Below are 14362 nucleotides of genomic sequence, written 5' to 3'. Positions count from 1 at the left end.
GACGGCATTGAGCGAAGCACTTGTCGAGCGCTCGCCCGTTGTCTTAATGCCGCGCAGGGGTGAGACCGAATGGTGGCGCGGCGATCCCCGGCTGCTGCGCTTGCATCAGGCGCAAGACGGGGACGGCCCCATCATCGTGCGCCGCCATGTCCTGTCATCCAGGCAATGTATGACGCTGATCGCTTGCTTCGAGCGAAACCGCGAAACCTGTGCGACGAAAGACGGCCCTTCCTATTGGGCGGGCCGCTATATCTGGCAGAACATGCTGCCCGAAAGTGAAACCGACGCGCTCCGACTGATGCAGCAGGTACGCCTCCTGGCACAACTCGTGCTCACGCATGCGGCACGTCCGACACAGACGATCTATTCGGATACGGCGCAACTGGTGCGCTGGCACGAGGGGATCGAACTGACGCCGCATGCCGACAATATGGAGCCCGACGGCGCTCCGAACGCGACGCCTCACCGATGCTTCTCGTCGCTCCTCTATCTTAACGACGACTATGAAGGCGGCGAGACGTTCTTCCCCGGATATGCGATACGGTTGAAGCCCGAAGCCGGCATGCTTGTGCTTTTCGGCGCCGGGCCCGAATTCGTCCATGGCGTGACGCGCGTCCGGCGCGGGCTGCGCTACACCTACGCCGGGTGGTTCACATATGATGCGTCGCACGAAGACGCAAACGCAAAGCGAGTGTTCTGACCCGCTTCCGGTTTCTCGCTATACGCACGTGACCTGCAGCGCGTGGATTATGTGTGCCACACCGCATCCGCCGGATCGCCGTCGTCGGAGTGGTCGTCACAGTCCTGACCGGCGTCACATGAGCGGTTGGCGCTCTGCTCGTCGTCGCCATCGGGATCGACCACGAAGCGGGGATCGCCGGAATCGTATTGCGGTACGTCGGTGCCGGCCAGTTCGGGCCGCGCCGGCTCGATCGTCACGCGCATATAGGCCGGCTGACCCGGCTGCGCGATCCAGTAGCCGGCCGTGGCGGAGATTGCGGCGACCGCCGCGCTCAGCAATATCGTCCGTATGACAAGGCGATCGCTCATGTTGACCTCCGTTGCTAGCCGCCCAGATCGATCACGGCGCGCCGGTTCTGCGGTTCGCGCACGCCGGGCCCGGTCTGCACGAGTGGCTCGGCAAAACCTTTTCCGACCGTCGCGATTTCGGTTTCGCCGAGGCCGTCGGCGACCATTTGCGCCTTCACCGCACCAGCGCGCTTGAGTGACAGCGCCATGTTGTACGTCTCGGAGCCGACGGTGTCGGTATGGCCGGTGACCACTACATGCACGGCGCCCTGGGCCTTCGCGGCGGTCACCGCATCGGCGACGACTTGCTGCGCCTGTTCGGTCAGGTCGGATTTGTCGAAGTCGAAGAAGATGATGAAGGTCTTCACCGGCGCTGGCGGCGGAGGAGGTAGCGGTGGGGGAGGCGGCGGAGGTGGCGGTGGTGCAGGCGGTGGCGCGGCGTCGGCCATCGGATACCAGCGCAGGTTGATCATCACGGACTGCACGTCCTTGTCGCGCAGTCCGAATGGCGAGACGGCGTTGAAGGCATGGCTGCTATCGTCGATCGACTGGTAACGATAGTCGGCCTGCAGTTCGAAATGATCCGACAGCGCGAAGGTGAGGCCGCCGATAGCCTGCCACGTGAATACCGTATCGCCCCCGCTGACACGATTGGCCGACGCGTCGGTGAAAGAGGGATCGAACATTGCGCCGCCGATGCCGGTCCCGAGCGTCAGCGCGATGTGCCGCGTCAGCGGCAGATCATAGAACACATTGCCGAAGAACTGCGTGACGGCGGTGTCTCCCGTGAGATTGGTCGCGCCAAGCCCGTTCGGGAGCAATTGCCGTGCGTCGTAATCCGCATAGCGCAGCTCGAATTCGGTGCGGATCGGCAGGCCGAACTTGTAGCCGAAGGCGAGATCCACCGCGGCCGCGTCGCCGAAGGTGAGCTTGCCGCTGGCAGGGCCGGCGGGCGGCCCGAGCAGGAAGTTCGAGGATTGTAGCTGCGACCATCCGGACCCGAAGCCCAGATACCAGCCATGCGGCTCGGCCGCGGCCGCGGGAAAGCCGAGCAGCACGGCCAGCGCCGTGCCGGCGGTTGCGGACAAGATGCGAGACGTCATGCCGTTCTCCCCGTCAGCAACGGATGGCCGATGGGGCTATCCGTCGATCATGCAGGTCTCTTCCAAGACCCGTCGCAATGGTCGGCTTACGAGTGAAATGCTCAATTGGACCAAGGTCCAAGCTCACTCACAGTGAGGCTTGTGCGGTATCCCATGCGTCGGAACTGTCAAGAAACCGGCCATTGCCGACTGTGGCGGTGCCGTACTTAGAGCCGATCCGGAAAGAACTGAATCATTTTGAGGGATTTGCGGCAAGTCGCTTGAGCATGATGCGGATCATGGCGAGGCGGATGAAGGCCGCGACGGTTGTGGCGTAGCGCTCGAAGTCGCGCGCCAGGCGTCGGTTGCGGCTGATCCAGGCCAGGGTGCGTTCGACGATCCAGCGTTTTGGCATGACCACGAAGCGGTGGGCATCGCTGCGCTTGACGATCTCGATGACCCAGGTTCCGGTGGCGGCGACGGCATCGGCGGTCTTTTTGGCGTTGTAACCGCCGTCGGCGAAGATACGTTCGATGAAGGGAAACGATCGCCGCGTCCGCTTGTCGAGGACCAGCGCTGCGCCGTCGCGATCCTGGATGTCGGCGCTGTGGACGGCGACGCTCAGCAACAGGCCGAGCGTATCGACGAGGATGTGCCTCTTGCGGCCCTTGACCTTCTTGCCCGCGTCGTAGCCTGAAGGATCGAGCAGAGCCCCCCTTTGAGCGCTCCCTTGGCGCTCTGGCTGTCGATGATGGCGGCGGTGGGGCTGGCCTCGCGGCCTTGGCTCTCGCGCACTGCCACATAGAGCGCGTGATGGATGCGCTCCAACGTCCCGTCCCAGTTCCACAGTTCGAGATAGTCGTGAACCGTGCTCTTGGGCGGAAAATCCTTCGGCAGCGCCTGCCATTGGCAGCCCGTCCAAAGCACATAGAAAATGGCGTTCAAGACTTCACGCACATCCGTCGTGCGCTTGCGCCCGCCGCGCTTGGCCGGGGGTATCAACGGCGCCGCAAGTGACCATTCCTCATCCGTCATGTCGCTGGAATAGCGAAGACCATTGCGTCTCGCCGACAGCCGGTGCTCCGGCTTCCACATCGGGTGCTCCTGTTGCGAATCAGCACCCACAACGGAATCACAACCGATTCACCCGACTCAACTTCTTTCCAGATCGGCTCTTAGGCTTGGCGACAACGCCGTCAGCGAAATGGCGACGAATGCCCCTAGCACTAGGTCCCGCAACAGCACTCTCGGTCGTCGCCGGATCCGCATCGCATGCTCCCTTCGGGCACGCGATGGTAGGGCGGTGATGCCGACCTTCCATTGGACATTGGTCCAATCCTGCGCTCAGAGCGTCGGCCGGCTCGCCGTCATGGCTTCGCGGATCGCATGGAGCAGCGTTTCGACATCCAGCGGCTTTCGTACATAGCCCAGGGCGCCGGCGGACAGGCAGGTTTCGCGCGTTCCGGGCCCATCATGCGCCGTCATGATGACGACCGGCAGAACGACGCCGCGCTGCCCGAGATGGCGCATCACGTCGATTCCGTTCATGCCCGGCATCTGCAGGTCCAGCACAAGGCAATCGAGCACATCACGCTTGAGGAAATTGAGCAGTTCTTTGCAATTTGCGAAGGTTTCCGTCTCCAAATGGCATGCCTTCAGCAGCCGCGAAATCGCGAGGCGAACCGATTGATCGTCGTCGAGGATAGCGATGCGCAGCGGAACGATTTCCATGGCGGAGACACAAAGGTGTCGTTTCGAGACCATGGGCGATAGCGGCAATTGCCGGGCGGCAACATTGGACTTAAGACGCACAAGGGCGCCGGGTCCGACCGCAATCGGCAGGAATTGCATCATCGCGGCTGACGTCTCTTCGCGAGGCTCATCTGCTCGGCGATCTGCACCAGTGCTGCAACGGAACGCACTTGCATCTTCTCCATGATGTGCGCGCGGTGAACTTTGATGGTCTTCTCGACGGTACCCAGATCGTGCGCGATCTGCTTGTTGAGGCGGCCGGCGATGACGTGTTCCATCACCTCGCGTTCACGCGGTGTCAGCGCGGTGTAGCGCACATACAGGCCGTCCAGCATCTTCTTTCGCTGGCGCGCCGCATGGTCGAAGGCGAGGGCCGCTTCGACCGCGCGGATCAGCAAATCGTCCTGCACCGGCTTGGTGAGATAATCGATCGCGCCCGCCTTCATGGCGCGGACGCTTGTCGGAACGTCATCGCAACCCGTCAGGAAAACCACGGGGCGCGGCATGTCGCCCGAGACAAGCGCCTCTTGGAGCGCCAGCCCGTCCAGACCGGCCATGCCGACGTCGAGGACCGCGCAGCCCGGTGCGCCGGGATCGTGCTGTGCGAGAAAATTTCGCGCGGAGTCATAGGCCTCGACGTCGAAACCAGCCGCGCGCAGGAGGCGGCTCAGAGCTTTCAGGATGCTGTCGTCGTCGTCGATCAGATAGACGCAGGGATTTTTATCCGCGGCGGGCAGCGCACTCATTGGCGTTTCTCCTCCAGAACGGGAAACTGGACATGGAAGGTCGCGCCGCGGCCCGGATTGTTGGTGGCCCAGATCCGTCCACCATGGGCGTCTGCGATCGCCCGGCTGATCGAAAGACCCAGCCCAAGGCCGTGCGGCTTGGTGGTGACCAGCGGATCGAACAGTCGCGCCAGCAGATCGGTTGCTATGCCCGTGCCGGTATCGGAAATGGCCAGATGGATTTCGCGGCCGCCGATCATGTCGGTGGCGATCAGCAGCGTTCCGCCGTGCTGTTCGGCCATGGCCTCGGAAGCGTTCGCGATCAGGTTCAGCAGGAGCTGCTGGAGCTGGATCTGATCGCCGCTCAGGAGCAGATGTCGCGCTGCCGGCTTATGGACCACGGTGATCCCGCGCTGCGTCAAGTCGGCCAAGGACAGCTCCAGGGCCGCGAGAACCGCGCCGTTGAGATCGACGGGCCCACGCTCGAGCGACTCCCTCTTCAGCAATGAACGCAGATGCGCGATGACCGCACCGGCGCGCGCGTCGTCGTTCACGATGTCCGAGATGGCATCACGGAGCTCTTTGAAGTCGATAGGATCGCGGTCAAGCAGCCGCTGGGCGGCCTGTGCGTTGCTCATGATCGCGGTCAAGGGCTGCTTGAGTTCATGGGCCAGCGCGCCCGACAGCTCGCTGAGCACCGAGACGCGCGAAAGATGAAGCAAGGTCACGCGTTGCCGTTCGATCTCCGCCTGCATCTCCTTGGTATTGGTGATGTCTGCGACCGTACCGGCGAGTTCGTAGTCTAGGCTGACACCGATGCGGCGTGCCCGCCCGCGCATGCGCAACCAGCGGGTCACGCCGGCTGGTGTCACGAATCTGTAGACGATCTCATAGGTTCTGCTGTCGTTGCGGTCGTCGCCGATCGCGCGATTGATGGCATCGCCCACCGCAGCACGATCGTCGGGGTGGATATACTCGCCGAAGGCCTCGGGCGTTGCGACAAATCCAAGCGGCAAATTCAGAAGATGCAGGGCGAAATCCGACAGCCAGATGAGGCCGGCCGGCCTGTTCCAGCGCCAAAGGCCGACATCGGCACAGTCCAGCGCGACCGTCATCCGGTCCTCGCTTTCGCGCGACAGGCTTTCGGCGGAGCGGCGCGACCGGTTTTCGGCGCGAACCATGGCGATCAGCACGCCCTCGATGATCAGCGCAAATACGCAGACGACGACCGGCCAGTCGAGAGGAGGGTCAAAGTCGGACGCTTGCTCTGGCATCGCATCCAGATCGAAAATGCCGATCAGTGCGGCACCGACCGTGATGAAAATGAGAAGCCCCAACAGAAACAGCACCGCACCGGACTCGGGCGGCGCATGCGACGCGGCAACGGACTGGCCGCCATCGAAGAAGCGTCGCGCGCGAAATTCCGCGATCTCCTTCCAGGACGAAGCTGCGGCCTCCCGCCATCTCGCCGTCCACCGAAGCGCGTGCTTCGACATTGCCTCCCCGCTGCTGTTTTATTTTATAGGGACGTCCCGACGCCTGAACTCCACGCTGGCTTGACGTGTGTGTTGTACGCCATTCGCGCGAAACGGGAAGACAGATTTGAGAGACTTGTTAATCATCCATTAAATCTGTGACGACGTTTTCGTTGCTTCCTTGTCGCCAACCAGCGCGTTTAGCGGGACTCGCTTGGTCGTGAACGGATGCTCCACAGGCAACCTCAAGGCAAGCGGGGCTGGAAAACGTGGCGCGCTCTGACAATGAGCTTCTGCGCCGCCCTTTTCTTTGGCTGTCCGGCTGCGGTCGCCAGCCAGATTTCGGGCGGCAATCAGCCTGAAACGCTCGACATCGGCGACATCGACAAGGCCAAGGCGTTCAACGTTTTCGACAGCGCGAGCTTTCTGGTCGTTCCGATGCCGCTGTCCAACCCGACCACCGGCTCCGGCGGCGCGCTCGTCGGCGCGATGTTCTTCAAGATGGACGAAGTGTCGAAGCCATCGACCGTTGGACTGGGCGGCTTTTACACGAGCAATGGAAGCTGGGGCGGCGGCGCGATGGCCCAGCTCGACTTCGACGCCGACCGCTATCTTGCCAAGGCTCTGCTGGGTTACGCCGACATCAACTACGACTTCTTCGGGACCGGTTCGTCCGCGACGGGCCGGGCGGTGCATCTCGACCAGAGCGGCAGCATGGTCAAGGGCGAGTTCCAGGGACGTGTCGCGCCGGATCTCTATCTCGGCGGAAGCTTGCGCTATCTCAATCTGCTCACCACGTTCGACAATCCGGCGCTGGCCGGCAGCCTGCTGGGCGATATGGTTCCGGTGCCCAAGCTCCAGAACAAGGTCTACACGCTAGCAGCCGATCTCACCTACGACTCGCGGGATCGCAGCTTCGGACCGAAGGCGGGGCAGCTGATCGAGGCGGAGTTCTCCGCCAACGGCCGCCAGTTCCTAACCAATTCGAGCTATTTCAAGACGACCGCCTCCTACAATCGCTACGACTCGCTGGACGATGCTCTCGTCCTGGCATCGCGGGTCTCGTTCTGCGATGCGACCGGGCAAGTACCGATCTTCGATCTCTGCATGTTCGGCGCGAACAACGATCTGCGCGGCTATGCCGTCGGCCGCTTCCAGGATCGTGCCATGCTGGCGGGCCAGGCGGAGCTGCGCTGGCATGCCTTCTGGCGCATCGGCTTCGTCGCCTTTGCCGGCGCGGGCGCCGTCGGGCATTCCGTCGACTCGTTCAACCAGGCGCTCTACAGCGCCGGCGGCGGCATCCGCTTCCTCGCCTCGCGCGACTACGGCGTGAATATCGGCATTGACGGAGCCGTCAATCGCAATGGCGAATCCTCCTGGTACATCCAGGTCGGCGAGGCATTCTGAGCGCGCTTGGACCTTGGTCCAATTGAGACATTGGCCGTCACGTTCCCAACTGGTGGGCGAAACCGGGCGGGAGACCGCATGCGCTTCGTCTTGCTTATCGCCTTGCTTGCCCTGCTCGGGGGACCGGCTCTTGCCGAGGACGATCCGAGCAAGCTCGCGGAGAAGCTGTCGAATCCGGTCTCGAACCTGATCAGCCTGCCGTTCCAGTTCAACTACGATTGCTGTTATGGCCCGAAAGACGCGGACCGCCTGGTTCTGAACATCCAGCCGGTCATCCCGATCAAGCTCAACGCGAATTGGAATGTCATCGTCCGTACCATTCTGCCGGTGATCGACCAGGAAGAAACCGCACCCGGCCTCGGATCGCATGTCGGATTGGGCGACGTCACGCAAAGTTTCTTCTTCTCGCCCAACCCCGCTCCGGGCGGTTTCGTGTGGGGTGTGGGTCCGGTCTTCCTCTGGCCGCTCGCGACCGATCCGGCGGTCGGCAGCCGCGAGTGGGGCGCCGGCCCGACGGCTGTTCTGGTCAAACAGCAAAACGGTTGGACCTACGGCATCCTGGCCAACCATATCTGGTCCTATGCCGGCGAGGCCAAGCGGCCCAATGTTAGCGACACGCTGGTGCAGCCCTTCTTGGGCTATACGTGGCCCGATACGACCGGCGTCTCCCTCAACTCCGAAGCCAGCTATGACTGGATCGGCGACCAGTGGAGCGTCCCGCTCAATCTGTCCGTGAGCCACATCTTCAAGCTCGGGAGCCAGGCGACGAGCTTCCAGCTCGGCGCGCGCTGGTATCCCGCGACCGTCGAAGACGGCCCGCGCTGGGGCCTGCGCTTCAACGTCGTCTTCCTGTTTCCGAATCGAGGGCCGGCATGATGCGCAAATTCGCGATCTTGGCCGCGGCACTCGCGGCGGCCACCGCGGCATCGCCGGCGCGCGCCGTGGAGGCCGGACTCAGCCCCTATCCGAAAGGTCTGGCGGGCTTTATGTCCGGCTATGTTCCGCCGCAGCAGGGCCTCTACCTCGGCGATATCTATTACTACTACAACGGATCGGCCGGCGCGGACGTGCGGGGCGGCAAGGTCGAGCTCGACGTCTCCGTGACGCTCAACGTCGACCTGCTCGAGGCCACCTACGTCACCGACTGGCATCCCTTGGGAGGAACTTACGCCGTCGGTGCGGCCGTCGACTATGCCTGGGCCGGACTCGATGCCACCATCGCGACGCCGCTCGGCAGCAAAGCGGTTTCGTTGAGCACGGATGGCTTTGCCGATTCGCTCATCATTCCCGCGCTCATCGGCTGGCACGATGGCAATTTCCATTGGAGCACGGCGTTCTACGTCTACGTTCCGACAGGGGCCTATAATTCGAGCGAGCTCAGCGTCGGCAAGAACATCTGGGCCTTCATGCCGCAATTCGCCATCACCTATTTCGATCCGAAGAGCGGCTGGGAGGCATCCGCCGCGTTCACCTATGTAACGATGACGACCAACGGCGCCACGCAATACGCATCCGGCGACATCGCGCATCTCGATTGGGGTGTCGGCCTGCACTTCGGCAAGGGCTGGGAAGCGGGCGTCGTGGGCAATGTCGTGCAGCAGGTCGGCGCCGATCGCGGCGCCGGCGCGCAGCTCGGCCCGAACAAGGCGCAGAGCCTCGGTATCGGACCATCGGTCAGCTACAGCACCGAAATCGGCCATACGCCACTCAGCTTGGGTGTGAAGTGGGAGCATGACTTCGACGCGCACAACACATTCGAGGGCGACATGGTCGGCGCGTCTGTGACGGTCGGACTTTGATGAAACTCACCCTGGCGCAGCCGCATGCCTTCCCTCCACGGCGGTCGCGTCCTTTTTGAAGGATAGTGCCATGCGCTCCATTCTCCCGAAACTGGCCCTTGCGATGTTCCTCGCCGTTACGCCCGCGGCTGCCGCCAACCTCGTTCCCTCCGGCACGCTGGAGATCGACCAGACGCGCGTCGGCTTCCTGCTCAGCGCCAATGGCGGCGGCGGCGTACTGCATTATCGCGGACACGACTATCCCTTCTCCATCGGCGGATTGGGCGTCGGCGGCATCGGCGTGACGCGGCTGAAGGCGTCCGGCCGCGTCTACAATCTCCCCGATCGCGCGTCGTTCTCCGGCGCCTACAGCCTGCTGCGCACGGGTTACGCGGCCGGCGATACGGGCAGGGGCAAGCTCTGGCTCAAGAACGGCGATGGCGTGGTATTGGAGCTCAAGGGCTCCAGCAAGGGCATTGGCCTATCGCTCGGCGCCGACGTCGTCGACATCACGTTCAAGCACTCCGCATCGCGCTGAAGTTGGACCTTGGTCCAATTGAGCGCGGGGCGTCGCGAATGCCTACTGTCCCGGCATGGCGAACCTTGAAGGCTCACCCCAGCCCCGAAGCCACAAGCTCCGTGCAAACGGCAATGCCAACGGATTCGCACTCGTTCGGAAAGGAGATTTACATGTTGCACACCCAAGATGTGACAAGTCCTTTCGTGAACGACTCAGCCTCCCCCCACGCGAGTCCGTTGGCGTTCCGCTTTCGATCGAACCACCATGCTCCCACGCGCGCGATCCGCTGAGCGCGCCGGGGAAGAGCGGCCTTTTGCGGCTTTCCATGTCTCGCCCGCAGCATCGGATCGCGACGACCGCGATCTGTTCGACGGCGGCCCACCGATCGGTCTGCAGATGCGCATCGGCTTGCTCGCGCCCGGCCGTCCGAACATCCGCGGCCGCGCTTTGCTCGCGGTCTTGCTGGGCTGGGCCGCACCGTTCCTGATCACGCTGATCCAGGGCGCAGTCCTGCACGACCGCAGCTTCACGTCCTTTGTAGCCGACTACGGCATGTATGCGCGCTCGCTGATCGCGGCGCCGTTGCTGGTGCTGATTGAGGGCGTCTGCTTTCCGCGCCTGAGCGGAATCGCCCGGCACTTCCAGGATGGCGGTCTGATCCGCGACGCCGACCTGCCGCGCTACCGCCAGGCACTCAGCTCCACGCGGGCGTTGCGCGATTCGATGCGGCTGGAATTCGGGCTTGTGGCGGTCGCAATCGGTCTGGTCGTCGCGATAAATTGGGCGGTGCCGCAACAGGCCTACCAGGCCTGGCACCGGTTGCCCCACTCGGAATCCTATTCGCTGGCCGGCTGGTGGAACGCGCTGATCAGCGTGCCGGTCTTGATCATGCTGCTCCTGGGATGGCTTTGGCGTCTCCTGCTATGGACGCGCTTTCTCTGGCTGATGTCGCGACTGGACCTGAAGATCATCGCGGCGCATCCCGACGGCGCGGGCGGCCTCAAATTCATCGGCCTCTCCACACAGGCGTTTTCGGTTCTCGCCTTCTCTAGCGGTGTGATCGTAGCGGGAACGATCATGAACCATATCGTCCATGATGCGGCACCCTTGATGGCCTACCGTGCCATCATCGTCGGCTTCGCGGTGCTGATGATCGGGCTGCTCGCTGGCCCCTTGCTGGTCTTCAGCCTCAAGCTGCTGGATGCGCGCCGGCGCGGGATTTTCGAGTACGGCGCGCTGGCACGCAGCGTCGGCGGCCTGATGGAGCGGAAATGGTTCCGCCGGCGCGAGGATGCTGACGCCGAAGCCCTGTCGGTCCAGGATTTCTCGGCGACCACCGATCTCTACTCGGTGACCGCGAATGCCTATGCGATGAACATCGTGCCCGTCGCCTGGGTCAGTCTGATTCTGCTGGCCTGTGGCGCGCTGCTCCCCTTTTTGCCAGCCGTATTGATGTCGGTGTCGCCGGAAGTTCTCTTCCGCAAGCTGACATCGCTGTTCCTATGAGCGCCGCGATGGATGCAAGGGTCGCGGACGATCGCTTCATGGTTGAGCCGAGTGTCGGCAATCACTTCGCGTGGATCCGTACGCGGCTCGCCGTGGAGCGGACGTTCATGGCCTGGATGCGCACCTCGGTATCGCTGATCGGCTTCGGCTTCACCATCGTCCAGTTCTTCCAGCACCTGGAGGATGCCGACAAGGGCGCCCCCATGCTCCATCCGCAGGCGCCGCGCGACTTCGGACTGGCGCTGATCGCAGCAGGCGTTGTGTCGCTGGCGATCGCAGCATGGCAGTACCGCCGCACGCTCGCCTATCTGTGGCGCGGCCGATTCCGGCCGCTTGCCGGCCTGGACGAGAAGCCACACCAGACCCCGGTCTTCATCGGCGCGCTGGTGATCATGGCGATCGGCGTTTTCGCCTTCGGTTCCGTCTTTTTCCGGTTGTGAGCACGATGTCCCAGGGAAGTTCCGTCGACGATATCTTGACCGCGGACATGGCGGCCAACCCCGGCCTGCCGCCGCTGCCGCAGATCGACGGCGCCGATCCTGATCGCGCCTCGGTGGAATATTCGCGACACCGCACCAAGCTCTCGACCCATCGCACCGCATTGTCGGAGCAGCGCACGACACTGTCTCGGCAGCGCTCGGAGATGTCGAGCCGGCGCACCGGCATGTCGTTTCAGCGTACCCGCATGGGCGCCGAGCGCACGCTGATGGGCGTGATCCGGACGTCGCTGTCCCTGATCAGTTTCGGTTTCACGATCTATCAGTTCTTCGAGCATCTGGCGGAAAAGAACGTAATTGGCGGCGGCAGCAATGCGGCGCGCAATTTCGGCATGGCGCTGGTCTGGCTGGGCGTCGCGATGGTCGCTGTCGGCATCGCCTATCACGTGCAGTTCATGATCGGCCTGCGCCGCGAGCGCATCGCTATGAAAGCGACGGACCTCGTCCACGCGCAGAGCCACTTTCCCTATTCCTTCACGCTGCTCGTCGCGGTGCTGTTGCTCCTGCTCGGGATCGCAGCCATCGCAAGCCTGACCTTCCGCGTCGGTCCGTTCTCGTAGGAGATGCTATGTCGATCGTGATCATCCTTGTGCTCGTGCTCAAGTTCAGCATCGTCCTCACCGTATTCGCCGTCGGTCTCGATGCACGACCGGAGGAAACTGTCTTTCTCCTGCGCCGTCCCGAAAAGCTCGTGCGCTCGCTTGTCGCTATGAACCTGGTGATGCCGCTGTTCGTCATGGCCCTGGTCGCCATCTTTCCGTTGCCGGTCGTCGTCAAGGTGACGCTGGTGGCGCTGTCGGTTTCTCCAGTGCCCCCTTTCCTGCCGGGCCGCGTCCTCAAGATGGGCGGATCGGAGTCCTATCTCATCAGCCTCCTCGCCATCGCCGCTTTGCTGTCGATCGTTCTGGCGCCGGTCATCGTATCGCTATTCGGCGCCGTGTTCGGCGTGGAGACGCACACCGATGTGATCAAGATCGCGCTCTCGGTTGCGATTTCGGTTCTCGCGCCGCTCGCCGCCGGCGTGTCGATCCGGCAAACCTGGCCGAGAGTCGCTGACGCTGTCGCCCGGCCGATCGGGACGACTGCCGCGGTGCTGCTTGTCGTCATCAGCCTGATCGGGCTGGTGGGGCTATGGCCGCTCATCGCTTCGCTGATCGGCAGCGGAACGGTATTCGCCTTTCTCGCCTTCGTCGTCGTCGCGCTTCTTGTAGGACATATGCTCGGTGGTCCCGAGCCTGACGAGCAGACGGTGCTGGCCTTTGCAACCGCATCACGCCATCCCGGCGTCGCGATTGCCATCGTCGCCGCCAACTTCGCGGACACCAAGCTCGCTGCGGCATCGGTGTTCCTCTATCTGATCGTCAGCATCCTTGGAGCGATCCCCTACACGCTGTGGCGCAAGCACCATGATCGCGGTGTCCACGCAGCGGCGGAGTAGGCCCTTGGTCCAATTCCGCGCCGGGCGGCGCAGCGCAAATGTCGCCATGGAAGATGGGAGGCACGCTATGGCGCGGCAGCATTTGAACTATGAGCTGTTCGGCATTCTGTTCGTCTGTGGAATCTGCGTCGCACTGATGGGCATTGGATGATCGCGCGCCTCGTCGTCTTGGTACTCCTCTTCGCGGCTGGCACTGCGCAGGCGGACCCGCTTGCATCCTGGAACGACGGAGCGACGAAAACCCGCATCGAGAGCTTCGTGGCGGCGGCGGTCACGCCCGGCGGCCCCGGGTTCATCGCGCCCGACGATCGTGTCGCGGTGTTCGACAACGACGGAACGCTCTGGGCCGAGCAACCGGCCTATTTCCAATTGCAGTTTGCTATCGACCGCATAAAGGTGCTGGCGCCGCAGCATCCGGAGTGGAAGACCGAACAGCCGTTCAAGGCCGTTCTCGACGGCGATTTGAAGCGGGTGGCTGCTTCCGGCGAGAAAGGGCTTGCCGCGCTCGTCATGGCCACGCACACCGGCATGACCACCGGCCAATTTGCGGCCGCGGTCACGAATTGGCTGGCATCGGCGCGTCATCCGACTCTCCGGCGCCCCTATACCGATCTCGTCTACCAGCCGATGCTCGATCTGCTCGTCTATCTGCGCGCCAGTCGCTTCAAGACGTTCATCGTCTCCGGCGGCACGGTCGACTTCATGCGCGCCTTCGCGCAGACGGTCTATGGCATTCCGCCCGAACAAGTGATCGGCACGACATTCGCCACCCAATACGTATTGGACGCGGACGGCACGCCCGCGCTGGTCCGCCAGCCCCGGATCGACTTCATAGATGACGGACCGGCCAAGCCGTCGGCGATCTATCGGATCATCGGTCGCCGTCCGGTCTTCGCCTTCGGTAATTCCGATGGCGATCGGGAGATGCTCGAATGGACGATGGGCGGCCCGGGGCCGCGGTTTGCGGGCCTCGTGCATCACACCGATGCCGTGCGCGAGTTCGCCTATGACCGTACGTCCAAAATCGGCCGGCTCGACAAGGCGCTCGACGAAGCGCTGGCGCGCGGCTGGACCGTCGTCGACATGCGGCGCGACTGGCGCGTCGTCTTCCCGCCGACTGCGGCGCGATAGGCGATTGGACCTAGGTCCAATC

16 protein-coding genes are annotated in these 14362 nt (G+C 63.4%); 10 read left to right on the top strand and 6 right to left on the bottom strand.

Annotated features, from left to right (window positions below; translation table 11 throughout):
• The first annotated feature begins 7 nt into the window (after window positions 1-7).
• Window positions 8-700 carry a 2OG-Fe(II) oxygenase gene (locus WDM86_16970; GenBank protein MEI9991720.1) on the top strand — a complete coding sequence of 231 codons (693 nt, stop codon included), beginning with the start codon at window positions 8-10 and terminating at the stop codon, window positions 698-700.
• Between the two features lie 47 nt (window positions 701-747).
• On the opposite strand, the gene WDM86_16965 is transcribed toward WDM86_16970, so the two are convergent.
• The 6 genes from WDM86_16965 to WDM86_16940 form a co-directional block, all read right to left on the bottom strand.
• Window positions 748-1050: a hypothetical protein gene (locus WDM86_16965; protein MEI9991719.1), complete on the bottom strand. Its 303-nt coding sequence runs from the start codon at window positions 1048-1050 to the stop codon at window positions 748-750.
• A 14-nt stretch (window positions 1051-1064) separates the two neighbouring features.
• Window positions 1065-2132 (bottom strand): OmpA family protein, encoded by a 1068-nt coding sequence (locus tag WDM86_16960; GenBank protein ID MEI9991718.1) that lies wholly within the window; start codon window positions 2130-2132, stop codon window positions 1065-1067.
• A 232-nt stretch (window positions 2133-2364) separates the two neighbouring features.
• Window positions 2365-3206 (bottom strand): IS5 family transposase gene (locus WDM86_16955; GenBank protein MEI9991717.1). Its coding sequence is split into 2 segments (ribosomal slippage): window positions 2365-2819 and window positions 2819-3206, totalling 843 coding nucleotides; the frame shifts between segments, so codons are not numbered across the junction.
• 249 nt (window positions 3207-3455) lie between these two features.
• On the bottom strand, window positions 3456-3962 hold the full coding sequence (locus tag WDM86_16950) for a response regulator (GenBank protein MEI9991716.1): 507 nt from the start codon (window positions 3960-3962) through the stop codon (window positions 3456-3458).
• Entirely contained in the window at window positions 3962-4609 is a 648-nt protein-coding gene (locus tag WDM86_16945) for a response regulator (protein MEI9991715.1), read from the bottom strand. The genes WDM86_16950 and WDM86_16945 overlap by 1 nt, the downstream gene beginning before the upstream one ends.
• Window positions 4606-6084, bottom strand: coding sequence for an ATP-binding protein (locus WDM86_16940; GenBank protein MEI9991714.1), 1479 nt, complete (start codon window positions 6082-6084; stop codon window positions 4606-4608). Before WDM86_16940 ends, WDM86_16945 begins: the two co-directional genes overlap by 4 nt.
• Window positions 6085-6348: 264 nt before the next feature.
• Here WDM86_16940 and WDM86_16935 point away from each other — a divergent pair, with 264 nt between their 5' ends.
• The 9 genes from WDM86_16935 (at window position 6349) to WDM86_16895 (ending at window position 14340) form a co-directional block, all read left to right on the top strand.
• The gene (locus tag WDM86_16935; GenBank protein ID MEI9991713.1) at window positions 6349-7470 is read left to right on the top strand and encodes a BamA/TamA family outer membrane protein; all 1122 of its coding nucleotides are present in this window, start codon (window positions 6349-6351) and stop codon (window positions 7468-7470) included.
• A gap of 78 nt (window positions 7471-7548) precedes the next feature.
• On the top strand, window positions 7549-8346 hold the full coding sequence (locus WDM86_16930) for a hypothetical protein (GenBank protein MEI9991712.1): 798 nt from the start codon (window positions 7549-7551) through the stop codon (window positions 8344-8346).
• Window positions 8343-9269: a transporter gene (locus tag WDM86_16925; protein MEI9991711.1), complete on the top strand. Its 927-nt coding sequence runs from the start codon at window positions 8343-8345 to the stop codon at window positions 9267-9269. Before WDM86_16930 ends, WDM86_16925 begins: the two co-directional genes overlap by 4 nt.
• A 70-nt stretch (window positions 9270-9339) precedes the next feature.
• Window positions 9340-9786: a hypothetical protein gene (locus WDM86_16920; protein MEI9991710.1), complete on the top strand. Its 447-nt coding sequence runs from the start codon at window positions 9340-9342 to the stop codon at window positions 9784-9786.
• 246 nt (window positions 9787-10032) lie between these two features.
• Window positions 10033-11274: a hypothetical protein gene (locus WDM86_16915; GenBank protein ID MEI9991709.1), complete on the top strand. Its 1242-nt coding sequence runs from the start codon at window positions 10033-10035 to the stop codon at window positions 11272-11274.
• The gene (locus tag WDM86_16910; protein MEI9991708.1) at window positions 11271-11714 is read left to right on the top strand and encodes a DUF202 domain-containing protein; all 444 of its coding nucleotides are present in this window, start codon (window positions 11271-11273) and stop codon (window positions 11712-11714) included. Before WDM86_16915 ends, WDM86_16910 begins: the two co-directional genes overlap by 4 nt.
• A 47-nt stretch (window positions 11715-11761) precedes the next feature.
• The gene (locus WDM86_16905; protein ID MEI9991707.1) at window positions 11762-12331 is read left to right on the top strand and encodes a DUF202 domain-containing protein; all 570 of its coding nucleotides are present in this window, start codon (window positions 11762-11764) and stop codon (window positions 12329-12331) included.
• An 8-nt stretch (window positions 12332-12339) separates the two neighbouring features.
• Window positions 12340-13209 (top strand): hypothetical protein, encoded by an 870-nt coding sequence (locus WDM86_16900; protein ID MEI9991706.1) that lies wholly within the window; start codon window positions 12340-12342, stop codon window positions 13207-13209.
• A gap of 147 nt (window positions 13210-13356) precedes the next feature.
• Window positions 13357-14340, top strand: a complete 984-nt coding sequence (locus WDM86_16895; GenBank protein ID MEI9991705.1) for an HAD family hydrolase — start codon at window positions 13357-13359, stop codon at window positions 14338-14340.
• Window positions 14341-14362 lie beyond the last annotated feature (22 nt).

It is taken from the genome of Rhizomicrobium sp., from assembly GCA_037200045.1.
Taxonomy (GTDB): Bacteria; Pseudomonadota; Alphaproteobacteria; order Micropepsales; family Micropepsaceae; genus Rhizomicrobium.
Note: the sequence above shows the minus strand (reverse complement) of the source record. Positions and strands in the feature narration are given on the sequence as shown.